The sequence below is a fragment of the Streptomyces sp. NPDC057424 genome (genome assembly GCF_042803315.1).
Lineage (GTDB): Bacteria > Actinomycetota > Actinomycetes > Streptomycetales > Streptomycetaceae > Streptomyces.
In genome coordinates this window covers 67598-83657 of sequence record NZ_JBHVCP010000004.1, presented here as the reverse complement: position 1 = coordinate 83657, position 16060 = coordinate 67598, and the positions used below count along the sequence as shown (strand labels likewise).

The 16060-nt window shown below is 72.9% G+C and carries 14 protein-coding genes; 9 read left to right on the top strand and 5 right to left on the bottom strand.

Annotated elements, in window-relative coordinates:
- Positions 1–55 precede the first annotated feature (55 nt).
- Positions 56–1747 carry a phenylacetic acid degradation protein PaaN gene (gene paaN, locus ACFU3E_RS05500; protein ID WP_384152455.1) on the bottom strand — a complete coding sequence of 564 codons (1692 nt, stop codon included), beginning with the start codon at positions 1745–1747 and terminating at the stop codon, positions 56–58.
- 160 nt (positions 1748–1907) lie between these two features.
- Between paaN and ACFU3E_RS05495 the strand changes: the two genes are divergently transcribed.
- Both ACFU3E_RS05495 and ACFU3E_RS05490 read left to right on the top strand, forming a co-directional pair.
- The gene (locus ACFU3E_RS05495; RefSeq protein WP_384152452.1) at positions 1908–3431 is read left to right on the top strand and encodes a 3-hydroxyacyl-CoA dehydrogenase; all 1524 of its coding nucleotides are present in this window, start codon (positions 1908–1910) and stop codon (positions 3429–3431) included.
- Positions 3428–4018, top strand: coding sequence for a TetR/AcrR family transcriptional regulator (locus ACFU3E_RS05490; protein ID WP_384152449.1), 591 nt, complete (start codon positions 3428–3430; stop codon positions 4016–4018). Before ACFU3E_RS05495 ends, ACFU3E_RS05490 begins: the two co-directional genes overlap by 4 nt.
- A 1-nt stretch (position 4019) precedes the next feature.
- Here the strand turns inward: ACFU3E_RS05490 and ACFU3E_RS05485 are convergent, their stop codons facing one another.
- Positions 4020–4505, bottom strand: a complete 486-nt coding sequence (locus ACFU3E_RS05485; RefSeq protein WP_384152908.1) for an Lrp/AsnC family transcriptional regulator — start codon at positions 4503–4505, stop codon at positions 4020–4022.
- A gap of 190 nt (positions 4506–4695) precedes the next feature.
- Here ACFU3E_RS05485 and pdhA point away from each other — a divergent pair, with 190 nt between their 5' ends.
- From pdhA to ACFU3E_RS05455, 6 genes are all read left to right on the top strand, one after another.
- Positions 4696–5847 carry a pyruvate dehydrogenase (acetyl-transferring) E1 component subunit alpha gene (gene pdhA, locus ACFU3E_RS05480; protein WP_384152446.1) on the top strand — a complete coding sequence of 384 codons (1152 nt, stop codon included), beginning with the start codon at positions 4696–4698 and terminating at the stop codon, positions 5845–5847.
- Complete coding sequence (locus ACFU3E_RS05475; RefSeq protein ID WP_384152444.1) at positions 5844–6848, top strand: alpha-ketoacid dehydrogenase subunit beta; 1005 nt, start codon at positions 5844–5846, stop codon at positions 6846–6848. The genes pdhA and ACFU3E_RS05475 overlap by 4 nt, the downstream gene beginning before the upstream one ends.
- A complete protein-coding gene (locus ACFU3E_RS05470; RefSeq protein WP_384152441.1) occupies positions 6848–8293 on the top strand; it encodes a dihydrolipoamide acetyltransferase family protein in 1446 nt (481 codons plus the stop codon). Before ACFU3E_RS05475 ends, ACFU3E_RS05470 begins: the two co-directional genes overlap by 1 nt.
- Positions 8294–8455: 162 nt before the next feature.
- Positions 8456–9445, top strand: a complete 990-nt coding sequence (locus tag ACFU3E_RS05465) for an NTP transferase domain-containing protein (RefSeq protein WP_384152438.1) — start codon at positions 8456–8458, stop codon at positions 9443–9445.
- Entirely contained in the window at positions 9442–10830 is a 1389-nt protein-coding gene (locus ACFU3E_RS05460; RefSeq protein ID WP_384152435.1) for a molybdopterin molybdotransferase MoeA, read from the top strand. Before ACFU3E_RS05465 ends, ACFU3E_RS05460 begins: the two co-directional genes overlap by 4 nt.
- The gene (locus ACFU3E_RS05455) at positions 10827–11936 is read left to right on the top strand and encodes a potassium channel family protein (RefSeq protein ID WP_384152905.1); all 1110 of its coding nucleotides are present in this window, start codon (positions 10827–10829) and stop codon (positions 11934–11936) included. The genes ACFU3E_RS05460 and ACFU3E_RS05455 overlap by 4 nt, the downstream gene beginning before the upstream one ends.
- An 86-nt stretch (positions 11937–12022) precedes the next feature.
- Here ACFU3E_RS05455 and ACFU3E_RS05450 read toward each other — a convergent pair whose 3' ends face one another.
- The gene (locus tag ACFU3E_RS05450; protein ID WP_053670226.1) at positions 12023–12871 is read right to left on the bottom strand and encodes an ABC transporter permease; all 849 of its coding nucleotides are present in this window, start codon (positions 12869–12871) and stop codon (positions 12023–12025) included.
- On the bottom strand, positions 12868–13887 hold the full coding sequence (locus ACFU3E_RS05445; RefSeq protein ID WP_384152431.1) for an ATP-binding cassette domain-containing protein: 1020 nt from the start codon (positions 13885–13887) through the stop codon (positions 12868–12870). The genes ACFU3E_RS05450 and ACFU3E_RS05445 overlap by 4 nt, the downstream gene beginning before the upstream one ends.
- A gap of 197 nt (positions 13888–14084) precedes the next feature.
- Here ACFU3E_RS05445 and ACFU3E_RS05440 point away from each other — a divergent pair, with 197 nt between their 5' ends.
- Positions 14085–15074 carry an NAD(P)H-quinone oxidoreductase gene (locus tag ACFU3E_RS05440; RefSeq protein ID WP_384152428.1) on the top strand — a complete coding sequence of 330 codons (990 nt, stop codon included), beginning with the start codon at positions 14085–14087 and terminating at the stop codon, positions 15072–15074.
- Between the two features lie 151 nt (positions 15075–15225).
- On the opposite strand, the gene ACFU3E_RS05435 is transcribed toward ACFU3E_RS05440, so the two are convergent.
- Positions 15226–15474: a hypothetical protein gene (locus ACFU3E_RS05435; RefSeq protein WP_384152425.1), complete on the bottom strand. Its 249-nt coding sequence runs from the start codon at positions 15472–15474 to the stop codon at positions 15226–15228.
- Positions 15475–16060: the final 586 nt, after the last annotated feature.

Sequence of the window (16060 nt, the reverse complement as noted above, 5' to 3'; positions counted from 1 at the left end):
GGCGCGAATGCCACGAACGACCCGCGCTCGCGCGATCACCGCACCCCCCGGGCTTCTAGGCGTCCCGCCGCACCTCGACCACCCGGAACCGGTTGGCGACGAACGCCCCGTCACACAGCGCCGCACTCGCCGCCGGATTGCCGCCGGAACCGTGGAAGTCGGAGAACGCCGCCGTCTGGTTCACGTACACCCCGCCCGTGAGGTTCAGCGACAGCTGCGCCGCCTCCTCCAGGCAGACCTCCTGCACGGCCTGCTCGACCTCCGGGTCGGTCGTGTACGCCCCGACGGTCATCGCGCCCTTCTCGCGGACGGTGCGCCGCAGCAGCTCCGCCGCGTCCGCGGCCGAGTCGACCGCGACGGCGAAGGACACCGGCCCGAAGCACTCGCTCATGTAGGCGGCCTCGGCGTCCGGCTTGGCCCCGTCCAGCTTCACGATGACCGGCGTACGGACGACCGCCCCCGGGAAGTCCGGGTTGGTGATCTCGCGGGAGGCCAGGGCGACCTCGCCCAGTCCCGCCGCGGCCTCCAGCCGGGCCTTCACGTCCGGGTTGACGATCGCGCCGAGCAGCGCGTTGGCCCGGGCGTCGTCGCCGAGCAGGCCGTCCACCGACTTGGCGAGGTCCGCGACCACCTCGTCGTAGGACTTGGGTCCCTGGTCCGTGGAGATGCCCTCGCGGGGGACGAGGAGGTTCTGCGGGGTCGTGCACATCTGGCCGCTGTACAGGGACAGCGAGAACGCCAGGTTGGAGAGCATGCCCTTGTAGTCGGACGTGGAGTGGACGACGACGGTGTTGACGCCGGCCTTCTCCGTGTAGACCTGAGCCTGGCGGGCGTTGGCCTCCAGCCAGTCGCCGAACTCGGTCGAGCCGGTGTAGTCGATGATCCGGATCTCGGGGCGCAGGGCGAGCGTCTTGGCGATGCCCTCGCCGGGCCGCTCGGCGGCCAGCGCCATCAGGTTCGGGTCGAAGCCGGTCTCGGCGAGCACCTCGCGCGCGACCTGCACGGTGAGCGCGAGCGGCAGCACCGCGCGCGGGTGGGGCTTGACCAGGACCGCGTTGCCGGTGGCGAGGGAGGCGAACAGGCCCGGGTAGCCGTTCCACGTCGGGAAGGTGTTGCAGCCGATCATCAGGGCGATGCCACGCGGGACGGGTGTGAACTGCTTGGACATGGCCAGCGGGTCGCGCTTGCCCTGCGGCTTGGTCCACTCGGCGTTGTCGGGCGTGCGGGCCTGCTCCACGTACGCGTAGGCCACCGCTTCCAGGCCGCGGTCCTGCGCGTGCGGCCCGCCCGCCTGGAACGCCATCATGAACGCCTGACCGGAGGTGTGCATGACGGCGTGCGCGAACTCGTGCGTCCGGTCGCTGATGCGCTTGAGGATCTCCAGGCAGACCACCGCGCGCTGCTCCGCGCCCGCGTCCCGCCAGGCCCGCTGCCCGGCCTTCATGGCGGGCAGCAGCACGTCGAGGTCCGCGTGCGGGTACGTCACGCCCAGGTCGACGCCGTACGGGGACGTCTCTCCGCCCACCCAGTCGTCCGTGCCCGGCTGGCCGAGGTCGAGGCGGGAGCCGAGCAGGGCGTCGAAGGCGGCCTTGCCCGCCGCCGCGTCCAGGCTGCCGTTCTCCCCGTAGGCCTTCGGGTGCTCGGGGTGCGGGGACCAGTACGCGCGCGTGCGGATCGCTTCCAGCGCCTGGTCGAGGGTGGACCGGTGCCGGGCGATCAGCTCGTGCGCCGAGAGTGCGGCGGTCATGGGTGACCATCTCCTCGTCTCAAGAACTCTTCGTCGAGTTCATGACCTGGGCAGAAACCTGGGCAGGAACACTCGGACAGAGCTAGAGTAACCGAACGATCGGTCGGTTCAAGGGGGTCCGCCGCATCTGTGGAAAACCCCGTGCGGGAGGATCGCGCACATGACAGCACTCGACCTCAGCAGTCCCGTGGCCGTCGTCGGCACCGGCACCATGGGCCAGGGAATCGCCCAGGTCGCGCTGGTCGCGGGCCATCCCGTACGGCTGTACGACACCGCTCCCGGGCGGGCCAGGGAGGCGGCCGACGCGATCGGTGCCCGCCTGGACCGGCTCGTCGAGAAGGAGCGGCTCACCGGCCCCGACCGGGACGCCGCCCGCGCCCGGCTGCTGCCCGCCGAGGACCTCCCCGAGCTCGCCGACTGCGCCCTGGTCGTCGAGGCCGTCCTGGAGCGGCTGGACGTCAAGCAGGACCTGTTCCGCGCGCTGGAGGGCATCGTCTCCGACGACTGCCTGCTCGCCACCAACACCTCCTCGCTGTCCGTCACCGCCATCGGCGGCGCCCTGCGCGTGCCCGGCCGCTTCGTCGGGCTGCACTTCTTCAACCCGGCGCCGCTGCTGCCGCTGGTCGAGGTCGTCTCCGGGTTCGCCACCGACGTCTCGTCGGCCACGCGCGCGTACGAGACGGCCCGCGCCTGGGGCAAGACGCCGGTCGCCTGCGCGGACACCCCCGGCTTCATCGTCAACCGCATCGCCCGGCCCTTCTACGCCGAGGCCTTCGCGGTCTACGAGGCGCAGGGCGCCGACCCGGCCACGATCGACGCCGTGCTGCGCGAGTCGGGCGGCTTCCGGATGGGCGCGTTCGAGCTGACCGACCTGATCGGCCAGGACGTCAACGAGTCCGTCACGCAGTCGGTGTGGCAGTCCTTCTTCCAGGACGTGCGCTTCACGCCGTCCCTCGCCCAGCGGCGCCTGGTCGAGTCCGGCCGGCTCGGCCGCAAGACCGGCCACGGCTGGTACGACCACCGGGACGGCGCCGAGCGCCCCGAGCCCGACACCGCCGAGCAGCGGCAGCCGCCCGCGTATGTCGTCGCCGAGGGCGATCTGGGACCGGCCGCCGAGCTGCTCGCGCTGATCCGCGAGGCGGGCATCCCGGTCCGTGACGAGGGAGGCGACGAGGACCAGGGGGCGTGTCTGCTGCTCCCGGGCGGCGGCCGGCTCGTCCTCGCCGACGGGCAGACCGCCGTGGAGTACCCGGACTTCGTCTACTTCGACCTCGCCCTGGACTACCGCAAGGCCACCAGGATCGCCCTGTCCGCCTCCCAGGACACCGCCCCGCAGACCCTCGCCGAGGCCACCGGCCTGTTCCAGGCGCTCGGCAAGCGGGTCAGCGTCATCGGCGACCTGCCCGGCATGATCGTCGCCCGTACGGTCGCGCGGATCATCGACCTGGCGCACGACGCGGTCGCCAAGGGCGTGGCCACCGAGGAGGACATCGACACCGCGATGCGCCTGGGCGTCAACTACCCCCTGGGCCCCTTCGAGTGGAGCCGCAGGCTCGGCCGCACCTGGGCCTACGTGCTCCTGGACGACCTGCACCGGCGCGACCCCTCGGGGCGCTACGCGCCGTCTCTGGCGCTGTACCGCCACGCCCACGCCTCCGACCCGCGGGAAGGCACAGCCTCATGACCACGGCCAAGCGCGACACCTACACCCCGGACACGCTGCTGTCCGTCGCCGTCCAGGTGTTCAACGAGCGCGGTTACGACGGCACCTCCATGGAGCACCTCTCCAAAGCGGCCGGCATCTCCAAGTCGTCGATCTACCACCACGTCGCCGGCAAGGAGGAGCTGCTGCGCCGGGCCGTCAGCCGGGCCCTGGACGGCCTCTTCGGGATCCTGGAAGAGGAGCACGCGCGCGCGGGGCGCGCCGCCGACCGCCTGGAGTACGTCGTCCGGCGCATGGTCGAGGTGCTCATCACCGAACTGCCCTATGTGACCCTGCTGCTGCGGGTGCGTGGCAACACCGACACCGAGCGGTGGGCCCTGGAGCGGCGCCGCGACTTCGACCACCGGGTCGCCGACCTGCTCAAGGCGGCCGCAGCGGACGGGGACGTGCGCGCCGACATAGAGGTCCGGCTGGTGACCCGGCTGGTCTTCGGCATGATCAACTCGATCGTCGAGTGGTACCGGCCGGACAGCCGCGGGATGGGCGAGCGCGAAGTGGCCGACGCGGTGGTGCAGCTGGCCATCGGGGGCTTGCGCAAGGCCGCCTGAGTCACCCCTGCGGCTCCAGGTCCTCCTCCTCGAACACCAGCAGCGTGCGTGTGCTGAGCACCTGCGGAATCGCCTGGAGCCGGGTCAGCACCAGCTCGCGCAGCGCCCGGTTGTCGGACACGTGTACCAGCAGCAGCACGTCGAAGTCGCCGCCCACCAGGGCGATGTGGGAGGCGCCGGGCAGCTGTCTGAGTTCCTTGCGCACCGTGCGCCAGGAGTTCTGCACGATCTTCAGGGTGATGTACGCGGACGTGCCCTGGCCCGCCCGCTCGTGGTTGACGCGGGCTCCGAAGCCGCGGATGACGCCGTCCTCGACGAGCCGGTTGATGCGGGCGTAGGCGTTCGCGCGCGAGACGTGGACCTGTTCGGCGACCGACCGTATCGAGGCGCGGCCGTCCGCCTGGAGCATGCGCAGGATGTCCTGATCAATGGCGTCCAGGGGGCGCGGCGGCGGCAGCGCGGCGCTGTCGTCCTGCCGTTCGGCCATTTGTTCAGATGCCACCTGCGCCGACCTCCCTGCCATGGACGTACTGCGTCCATCTCAGGCTGTGGAGAACCGTTTGTCCACAGCCTGAGGCCACCCGTAGCCAAAATGTGCCGGCGACCGAACAATCGGTAGGTGAGGCGCATCACAGCCGACGCGCCTCTCCAAGCCGCTCCCACGAGGAGGTGCCGTCATGACGGTCATGGAGCAGCGGGGCGCGTACCGGCCGACCCCGCCGCCCGCCTGGCAGCCCCGCACGGATCCCGCGCCGCTGCTGCCCGATGCGGAGCCGTACCGCGTGCTCGGCACCGAGGCGGCCGCGAAGGCCGACCCGGAGCTGCTGAGGGCGCTGTACGCGCAGCTGGTGAAGGGCCGCCGCTACAACGCGCAGGCCACCGCCCTCACCAAGCAGGGCCGTCTCGCGGTCTACCCCTCCACGACCGGACAGGAGGCCTGCGAGGTCGCCGCCGCGATGGTCCTGGAGAAGCGCGACTGGCTCTTCCCGAGCTACCGCGACACCCTCGCCGTGGTGGCCCGCGGGGTGGACCCCGTCGAGGCGCTCACACTGCTGCGCGGCGACTGGCACACCGGCTACGACCCCGGCGAGCACCGGGTCGCCCCGCTGTGCACCCCGCTCGCCACCCAGCTGCCGCACGCCGTGGGCCTCGCGCACGCCGCCCGCCTCAAGGGCGACGACGTGGTCGCGCTGGCCATGGTCGGCGACGGCGGCACCAGCGAGGGCGACTTCCACGAGGCGCTGAACTTCGCCGCCGTCTGGCAGGCCCCGGTCGTCTTCTTCGTGCAGAACAACGGCTTCGCGATCTCCGTCCCGCTCGCCAAGCAGACCGCCGCCCCGTCGCTGGCCCACAAGGCCGTCGGCTACGGCATGCCCGGCCGCCTGGTCGACGGCAACGACGCCGCCGCAGTCCACGAGGTGCTCTCCGACGCCGTACGCCACGCGCGCGCGGGCGGCGGCCCCACCCTCGTCGAGGCGATCACCTACCGCGTCGACGCCCACACCAACGCCGACGACGCGACCCGCTACCGCGGCGACGCCGAGGTCGAGACCTGGCGCGAGCACGACCCGATCCGGCTGCTGGAGCGCGAGCTGACCGGCCGGGGCCTGCTCGACGAGGCCGGCATCGAGGCCGCCCGGCATGATGCCGAGACCATGGCGGCGGCCCTGCGCGAGCAGATGAACCAGGACGCGGTCCTGGACCCGATGGACCTGTTCGGCAACGTCTACGCCGAGCCCACCCCGCAACTGCGCGAGCAGCGGGACCAGCTGCGGGCCGAGCTGGAGGCCGAGGCCGGGACCGCACCGGAAGGGGGCACGCACCGATGACCACCGTCGCCGTCAAGCCGGCCACCATGGCGCAGGCCCTCACGCGCGCGCTGCGCGACGCCATGGCCGCCGACCCCGCCGTGCACGTCATGGGCGAGGACGTCGGCACCCTCGGCGGCGTCTTCCGCGTCACCGACGGACTCGCCGAGGAGTTCGGCGAGGACCGCTGCACGGACACCCCGCTCGCCGAGGCGGGCATCCTCGGCACGGCCGTCGGCATGGCGATGTACGGCCTGCGCCCGGTCGTGGAGATGCAGTTCGACGCGTTCGCCTACCCGGCGTTCGAGCAGCTCATCTCCCACGTGGCCCGGATGCGCAACCGCACCCGCGGCGCGATGCCCCTGCCGATCACCATCCGTGTCCCCTACGGCGGCGGCATCGGCGGTGTCGAGCACCACAGCGACTCCTCCGAGGCGTACTACATGGCGACTCCGGGGCTCCATGTCGTCACGCCCGCCACCGTCGCCGACGCCTACGGGCTGCTGCGCGCCGCCATCGCCTCCGACGACCCGGTCGTCTTCCTGGAGCCGAAGCGGCTGTACTGGTCGAAGGACTCCTGGAACCCCGAGGAGCCGGCGCCCGTTGAACCCATCGGCCGCGCGGTGGTGCGGCGCCCGGGCAGGAGCGCCACGCTCATCACGTACGGGCCGTCCGTACCCGTCTGCATGGAGGCGGCCGAGGCGGCCCGGGCCGAGGGCTGGGACCTCGAAGTCGTCGACCTGCGCTCCCTGGTGCCGTTCGACGACGAGACGGTGTGCGCCTCGGTGCGGCGCACGGGACGCGCGGTCGTCGTCCACGAGTCGGGTTCCTTCGGGGGCCCGGGCGGGGAGATCGCGTCCCGCGTCACGGAGCGCTGCTTCCACCACCTGGAGGCGCCGGTGCTGCGCGTTGCCGGGTTCGACGTCCCGTACCCGCCGCCGATGCTGGAGCGCCACCACCTGCCCGGTGTGGACCGGATCCTGGACGCCGTGGGGCGTCTGCAGTGGGAGGCCGAGAGCTGATGGCACAGGTGCTGGAGTTCAAGCTGCCGGACCTCGGTGAGGGGCTCACCGAGGCGGCGATCGTGCGGTGGCTGGTCGAGGTCGGTGACGTGGTCGCCATCGACCAGCCGGTCGTCGAGGTCGAGACGGCCAAGGCCATGGTCGAGGTGCCGTGCCCCTACGGCGGTGTGGTCACGGCCCGTTTCGGCGAGGAGGGCACGGAACTGCCCGTCGGGGCACCGCTGATCACGGTGGCGGTGGGGGAGCGGTCGGCCTCCGGCGCCGGCGACACCGGCTCCGAGGGCTCGGGCAACGTCCTGGTCGGGTACGGCACCTCCGAGGCGCCCGCGCGGCGCCGCCGGGTACGGCAGGAGCGGCCGGTCTCCGGCGCGTCCACAACAGCCGGTCCGGCCGGGGCCGCCGGAGCCGCGGGGGCGGTGAACGGGCGGGCCGAGGCTGCAGCGGCCCCGGTGAACGCGCAGGCCGGAAGCCCCGCGGGCACGGTGAACGGGCAGACGGGCGGCCTGGCGACGCAGGACGGACCCGTCCCCGTGATCTCGCCACTGGTGCGCCGGCTGGCGCGGCAGAACGGCCTGGACCTGCGGGAGCTGACCGGCTCCGGCCCCGACGGGCTGATCCTGCGGGCGGACGTGGAGTACGCCCTGCGCGCCGCCGGCCGGAGCACCACGACGGCACCGGCGTCCGAGCCGCACCCGCGGGTGCCGCAGGCACCGAGCCCGGCCCCCGGCTCCCGTCCCTCCGCGACAGCGGCCCCCGGCGAGGTCCGCACCCCGCTCAAGGGCATCCGGGGCGCCGTCGCCGACAAGCTGGCGCGCAGTCGCCGCGAGATCCCGGACGCCACCTGCTGGGTGGACGCCGACGCCACGGAGCTCATGCGGGCGCGCGCGGCCATGAACGCGGCCGGCGGACCGAAGATCTCCCTCCTGGCCCTGCTGGCCCGGATCTGCACCGCGGCCCTCGCCCGCTTCCCCGAGCTCAACTCCACGGTGGACGCGGAGGCCAGGGAGGTCGTCCAGTTCGACCATGTGCACCTGGGCTTCGCGGCGCAGACCGAGAGGGGCCTCGTCGTCCCGGTCGTACGGGACGCGCACGCGCGGGACGCCGAGTCGCTGACCGCAGAGTTCGCCCGGCTGACCGAGGCGGGCCGGACGGGGACACTGACGCCGGGCGAACTCACCGGCGGCACGTTCACGTTGAACAACTACGGCGTCTTCGGCGTCGACGGCTCCACCCCGATCATCAACCACCCCGAGGCCGCCATGCTCGGCGTCGGCCGTATCGTCCCCAAGCCATGGGTGCACGAGGGCGAGCTGGCGGTGCGGCAGGTCGTCCAGCTCTCGCTCACCTTCGACCACCGCGTGTGCGACGGGGGCGTGGCGGGCGGCTTCCTGCGGTACGTGGCGGACTGCGTGGAACAACCGGCGGTGCTGCTGCGGACGCTCTGAGCCTCGCTCGCGGACGCGCTGGCCCGTGCGGACGCAGTGATCTCTCACGGACGCACTGAACCGTGCGGACGCGGTGCTTCCCGTCCGGCCCGCGGGGCCGGACGATGATCGTGTTCCTTCCCCCGCGTTCCCTGTGATCGCGGGGGAACGCATACTCGGGGGGTGACCGCTTACGAGCCCCCCGGTGAACCCGGCGTCGGCACCGGCCCGCCGCAGGGCGCGGACCCCGCCGGGTACGACGCCGTCGTGCTCGCCGGTGGTGCCGCCCGGCGCCTCGGCGGCACGGACAAGCCCGGTGTGCGCGTGGGCGGGCGGGCCCTGCTCGACCGTGTCCTCGCCGCCTGCGGCGGTGCCCGGAGCACCGTCGTCGTCGCCGCGCCCCGGCCGACCGCACGGCTCGTGACCTGGGCCCGCGAGGACCCGCCCGGCGGCGGACCGCTCGCCGCGCTCGGCGCCGGGCTCCGCCACACCACCGCCGAGTACGTCGTGGTGCTCTCCGCCGATCTGCCGTTCCTTCAGGAACCGACCGTCGGCCGCCTGCTCGGCGCGCTGCGGGCGAGCGGCTGTGACGGCGCGCTGCTGACCGACCCCGACGGCCGTGACCAGCCGCTCGTGGCCGCCTACCGAGCGCCCCGGCTGCGCGAGGAACTCGTGCACCTCGCCGACCGGCACGGCGCTCTCGCCGGTCTCCCCCTGCGGCGTCTCACCGCCGAGCTGAACCTCACCCGCGTCTCCGACCCGGTCGCGTCCTTCGACTGCGACACCTGGGACGACATCGCCACCGCAAGGGCACGTATCAGGGAGCATGGACACGTGTTGGATGAATGGATTTCCGCCGTCAAGGACGAACTGGGGGTCGACCTCGATGTCGACACCCGCGGCCTGCTCGACCTCGCCCGCGACGCCGCCCACGGCGTGGCCCGGCCTGCGGCGCCGCTGACCACCTTCCTCGTCGGCTACGCGGCCGCGCAGGCCGGCGGAGGCCCCGAGGCGGTCGCCGAAGCCGCCCGCAAGGCCGCTGCCCTCGCCGCCCGCTGGGCGCAGGAGAGCACCCCCGAGGCCCAGCCCTCCGGCACCGGGCCCGAGCCCTCCGGAGTTCGGGGCGATGTCGCTCCCGACGCCACCCCCGACACCCGCCCGGACGCCGGATGACCCCGCACGGCGCCCGAGCCGGTGAGGACGCCGAGGACCTCGACGTCGAGGAGGTGCTCGCCCTCGTGATGAACAGCAACGGCAACCACCTGCCCGACCCCGAGGCGCGAGGCGAGACGGACAGCGCCCGCACCCACCGCCGGCCGGACCCCCCAGCCGGGCCGGGCACCCGCCACCGTGCCACCCCCTGGCCCGAGGCCCGGGTCCTCGCCGAACGCGCCGGCCGCAACGCCATCCGGGCCGCCCGCCGGGCCCCCGTCTCCGCGCCCCTCGGCACCGCCCTCGGCCTGACCCTCGCCGCCCCGCTCGACGCCCTCACCGACCTCCCCTCCTTCGACACCTCGGCGATGGACGGCTGGGCGGTCTGCGGCCCCGCTCCCTGGCACGTAAGGGACGAGGGCGTCCTCGCCGGGCACGCCGCGCCCGCGCCCCTCACCGACGGCGAGGCCGTCCGGATCGCCACCGGCGCCCGCATCCCCACGGACACCAGCGCAGTCCTGCGCAGCGAGCACGGCCGCACCGACGACAAGGGCCGCCTGTACGCGACCAGGGACGTCGTCCCCGGGCAGGACATCCGCCCGCGCGGCCAGGAATGCCGCACCGGCGACCAGCTCCTCGCCGTCGGCACCCTCGTCACCCCGGCCGTCCTCGGTCTCGCGGCGGCGGCCGGATACGACACCGTCACCGCCGTCCCCCGGGCCCGCGCCGAAGTCCTCGTCCTCGGCGACGAGCTGCTCGCCACAGGCCTGCCGCACGACGGCCTGATCCGGGACGCGCTCGGCCCCATGCTGCCGCCCTGGCTGCGGGCGCTCGGCGCCGAGGTCACCGCCGTCCGGCGCGTCCGCGACGACGCCGACGCCCTTCACGAGGCCATCACCGCCTCCGACGCCGACGTCATCCTCACCACCGGCGGCACCGCGGCGGGCCCGGTCGACCACGTCCACCCCACCCTGCGCCGGATCGGCGCCGAACTCCTCGTGGACGGCGTCACGGTGCGCCCGGGCCACCCCATGCTGCTGGCCCGCACCACGGAGACCCAGCACCTCGTCGGCCTGCCGGGCAACCCGCTCGCCGCCGTCTCCGGGCTGCTGACGCTCGCGGAGCCGCTGCTGCGGATCCTCGCGGCCCGTCCGGCCCCGGAGCCGTACACGCTGCCGCTCCGGGACGCCGTGCACGGGCACCCGCACGACACCCGGCTCGTCCCTGTCGTCCTGCGCGGCGACGAGGCCGTGCCGCTGCACTACAACGGCCCCGCCATGCTGCGCGGCATCGCGGCCGCCGACGCGCTGGCCGTCGTACCACCGGGCGGCTCTGAACCTGGGCAGGAGGCGGAACTGCTCGACCTGCCCTGGGCGTCCGGAGGAATCGGGGTGTGTTTCACGTGAAACTTCCGGGCCAGGACGCGATCGCCCGCCAGGCCGACGAGCATCTGGTGACCCATCGGGTGAAGCTCCCGAAGAAACTGGTGGAGCACCCGGTCCGCCAGGTCGCCAGACGGTTGTCGATGGCACTGGCGGTCCTCGTCTCGACCGCGCTGATCGTCTACGCCGACCGCGACGGCTACACCGACAACGCGGGCGGCGGCGTCGACCTCCTCGACGCCTTCTACTACGCGACCGTCACTCTCTCCACCACCGGCTACGGTGACATCATTCCCGCCAGTGACGGCGCCCGGCTGACGAATATCCTCGTCATCACGCCCCTGCGTGTGCTGTTCCTGATCATCCTGGTCGGTACCACGCTCGAAGCCCTCACCGAACGCACTCGGGAGGAGTGGCGACTGACCCGCTGGAGGTCCACGTTGCGCGATCACACCGTCGTCATCGGTTTTGGCACGAAGGGCAGGTCGGCGATCCGGACCGTCTGCGCGACGGGACTGAAGAAGGAACAGGTCGTCGTGGTCGATCCCAGCTCCAAGGTGATCGACGCCGCGACCGCCGAGGGGTACGCGGGCATCGTCGGGGACGCGACGCGCAGCGAGGTGCTCAAACAGGCAGAGGTGCACAAGGCGCGGCAGATCATCATCGCGACCCAGCGCGACGACACGGCGGTCCTGGTGGCGCTGACGGCCCGGCAGCTCAACCGCGGGGCGAACATCGTGGCCGCCGTGCGCGAGGAGGAGAACGCGCCGCTGCTGAAGCAGTCCGGTGCCGACGCCGTCATCACCAGCGCCAGCGCCGCCGGCCGTCTGCTCGGCCTCTCCGTGCTCAGCCCGTCGGCCGGCATGGTGCTGGAGGACCTCATCCAGCAGGGCAGCGGGCTCGACATCGTGGAGCGGCCGGTCGTCAAGGCCGAGGTGGGCAGGACGCCGAGGGAGGTCGCCGACCTGGTCGTGAGCGTCATACGTGGTCACCGGGTGCTCGGCTACGACGATGCGGCCGTCGGGAAACTGGAGTTGACCGACCGGCTCATCACCATCGTGCGGAAGACACCGGCCACCCAGGTCGCGCCGGACATCCGCCCGATGCCCCCGATGCCCCGCAGCACCTGACGAGCAGAGCGAACGGCCGGCCGGTCGCGCACTCTCCGGTGCGCGACGGCCGGCCGGGGCCTCGAGGGGCCCGAAAGCGCCGAGGGCTACTTCCGGTTGTACAGCCGCATCGTGACCGGCCCGAAGACCAGCACGAACAGCGCCGCCCAGCCGAGTGACCAGGCGACCTCGTCGGCCGGCCAGTCGCCGCCCATCAGGCCGCGCACCGCCGACGCCAGATGGGTGATGGGGCTGTTGTTCACGAACGCCTGCAGCCAGCCCGGCATGGTCTTCGGGTCCACGAACACGTTGGACAGGAACGTGAGCGGGAAGATCACCATCATGCTGACGCCCATCACCGACTTCTCGGTGCGCAGCATCAGCCCGAACATCGTCCAGATCCACGAGAAGGCGAACGAGAAGGCCACCAGCAGGGCGATCCCGGCGAGCACACCGGCGACCCCGCCGTCCGGCCGGTAGCCGAGGATCATCCCGACGGTGAGCATCACGACCGACGCGATGGTGTACCGCAGGGCATCGCCGAGCAGATAGCCGACCATCGTCGACGGCCGCCAGATCGGCAGGCTGCGAAACCGGTCGAAGACGCCCTTCTCGATGTCGGTGTTGACGGAGACACCCGTGTACATCGTGATCATCACGACCGACATCACGAGGATGCCCGGCAGCAGGAACTGGATGTACTCCTTCGGCGAACCGGCCAGCGCCCCGCCGAACAGGTACGTGTACATCAGCACCATCATGATCGGGAACGCCGTCACGTCGAAGAGCTGCTCCGGCACGTGCTTGATCTTGAGGATCGCCCGCCAGCCGAAGGTCATCGAGGCCGACCACGCGCTGGGGCGCGGCGGCCGCTCCTTGGAGACGAGCAGCGCGGCGAGGGACTCGGCGCTGACCGGGGCGAGCTCCTTGCTCTCGGTGGTCGTCGCGGTGCTCATACCGCCACCTCGTCCTTCGGGTCGTCGGAGCGGTCGGAGGAGTCGTGCGTGTCGTGCCCGGTGAGGGCGAGGAACACCTCGTCGAGGCTGGGCTGGCCCAGCGAGAAGTTGTCGACGGTGATCCCGGCGCGGGCCAGCTCGCCCAGGGCGCGGGAGGCCTGCTCGGCCGCGGAGTCGTCGCTCGCCGCCGTACCGAGGCGGGCGGTGAGGGCCACCGGGTCGGGCTCCGGCTGCACCTGCGCGTCGAGGGCGCGGCGCAACAGGTCGGCCGCGAGATCGCGCTGGTCGGGGTCTCGTAGGCGCAGATGGACGGATCCGGCGCCGACGGACGACTTCAGCTCGCCCTTGGTGCCCTCGGCGATCACCCTGCCGCGGTCGATGACGGCGATCCGGGACGCGAGCTGGTCGGCCTCGTCCAGGTACTGCGTGGTCAGCAGCACGGTGGTGCCCTGCGCGACCACGGCCCGCACGATGTCCCAGACCTGGTTGCGGCTGCGCGGGTCCAGGCCGGTCGTCGGCTCGTCGAGGAAGAGCAGGTCGGGGGTGTTGAGGATGGAAGCGGCGATGTCGATGCGGCGCCGCATGCCGCCCGAGTAGTGCTTGACCTGCTTCGCTGCCGCCTCCGTGAGACCGAAGGCCTCCAGGAGCTGACCGGCGCGGTCCCGGGCCGCCTTCTTGTGGTGTCCGAGGAGCCGGCCCAGCAGGACCAGGTTCTCGGTGCCGGTGAGGTCCTCGTCCACCGACGCGTACTGGCCGGTGAGGCTCACCCGGCCCCGCACATCGTCCGCCTCGCGGACGATGTCGTGGCCGAAGACATGCGCCTCGCCGCCGTCCGGCCGCAGGAGCGTGGCGAGCATCTTCACGGTGGTGGTCTTGCCGGCGCCGTTCGGGCCGAGGACGCCGTAGACCGTGCCCGCGGGCACGGACAGGTCGACTCCGTCGACGGCCCTCGTCTCGCCGAACGTTTTCACCAGGCCCGCGGTCTCGATCGCCAGGCCGGACATCTGCGTGCTCATGCTTCGGGTCCTTCCGCGTGCTTGGGCTACGCATGGAGAGACCTTTACCGTCGCGCAAACTCATCGGTCGTGCACATGGGTTTTCGCCGAGACCGGGTCAACGGCGTAGGCACGGCGGTCCGGGGACGGAGCGGACTCGGTCCGGGGACGACAGGACTCACTCCCGCTCAGCCCTCAAGAACAGTACGGTCCACACCATGCATGCGATCACGATTCCCGAACCTGGTGGGCCCGAGGCGCTGGTCTGGGACGAGGTCCTGGACCCCGTGCCCGGCGAGGGCGAGGTCCTGGTCGAGGTGGCGGCCGGTGCCGTCAACCGGGCCGACATCCTGCAGCGGCAGGGGTTCTACGAACCGCCCCCCGGCGCGTCCCCCTACCCCGGCCTGGAGTGCTCCGGGCGGATCGCCGGAATCGGCCCCGGCGTCTCCGGCTGGAACATCGGCGACGAGGTGTGCGCGCTGCTCTCCGGCGGCGGCTACGCCGAGAAGGTGGCCGTCCCGGCCCGGCAGCTGCTGCCCGTGCCCGAGGGGGTCGGCCTGACGCAGGCCGCGGCGCTGCCCGAGGTGGCCTGCACCGTCTGGTCGAACGTCTTCATGATCGCCCACCTGCGCCCCGGCGAGACCCTGCTCGTGCACGGCGGCTCCAGCGGCATCGGCACCATGGCCATCCAGCTCGCCAAGGCCGTCGGTGCGCGGGTGGCCGTCACCGCGGGCACCAGGGAGAAGCTGGACCGGTGTGCCGAACTGGGCGCCGACATCCTGGTCAACTACCGCGAGCAGGACTTCGTCGAGGAGGTCAGGAAGGCGACGGACGGGGCCGGCGCCGATGTCATCCTCGACAACATGGGCGCCAAGTACCTGGAGCGCAACGTCAAGACCCTCGCCGTCAACGGCAGGCTCGCGATCATCGGTATGCAGGGCGGCGTCAAGGGCGAGCTGAACATCGGCGCCCTGCTGGCCAAGCGCGCCGCCATCAGCGCGACGTCCCTGCGCGCCCGGCCCCCGGAGGAGAAGGCCGCCATCGTCGCGGCCGTACGCGAACACGTCTGGCCGCTGTTCACCGGCGGCCACCTGCGGCCGGTCGTCGACCGTGAACTCCCGATGCCGGACGCTGCCGCCGCGCACCGGGTGGTGGAGGAGAGCGGCCACGTGGGCAAGGTCCTGCTGATCGCCCCGCAGACCGACTGACCCCCCACCGCCGGGCCCGCGGCACCCTGCCCCGACCGGGGGCGGGGCTGGGCCCGGCGGACCCATGGCCCTGGCACGCCCCGGCCCCGGGCGGCAGCCCCACTGCCCCGGGCGGCAGCCCCTCGCACTCGCGAAGTGACCGAAGCCGCCCTTAGACCCTTCGCAGTCGCAGCGCGACGAACGCCAGGCCCAGCCCCAGTCCGATCAGGAGCAGGCCGCTGCCCAGGGGCAGGATCCGCAGGACCGGGCCGACGGGGCGTTCGGCGGTCGCGGCCTCTCGCACGGGCTGCTCCTCCGGGGCGGAGGGCACCGGGACGGTCTCCCGGGGCGCCTCGGGGACGGCGGTGGCGTCGGCGACGCCCGGCCTCTCCCCGGCGTCCTCGGGCCGCCCCGGCCGCACACGGCCCTCTCCCGCCCGGCTCCCGGCCCGTGAGGGCTCACGGCTCCCGGCCCGTGAGGGGTCACCGGGGACCGAAGGGGCCGCCAGAGCCGACGGGGCCGCCAGAGCCGAGGGGACCGAGGGAGCCGCCAGAGCCGAGGGGGCCGCCAGAGGGGACGCGGCGGACCGGGCCGATGGCGCTGCCCGGGGCGACGGGGCTGACCGGGCCGATGGGGCAGCCAGGGGCGAGGGGGCCGATGCAGCGGGCCTGGGCGACGGGGCGGCGACGGGGCCGGGCCCCGCCTCCTCCGTCGCCCCTTCCCCGGCTGCCTCCTCGTAGGTGAGCGCAGCCCCGTAGGACGGGACGGATCCGTAAGGTGAGACGACCGCGCCCGCCCCCAGGGCGAGCACCAGTGCCGTCGCCCGCAGTGCGCGTTGCCATGGAGTCACGTGGGTGACCCCCTCCCGCCGTGCGCCCGGTAGGGCAGAAACGGCAAGTTCCGGTCATATCAGGCAATCAGCCTCACACCGCCCCGGACTCCCGGCACTCCGGGTTCGGCCGACGGATGGAATCGCTGCGCAACCCGGTGATGCCGATACGTCACGG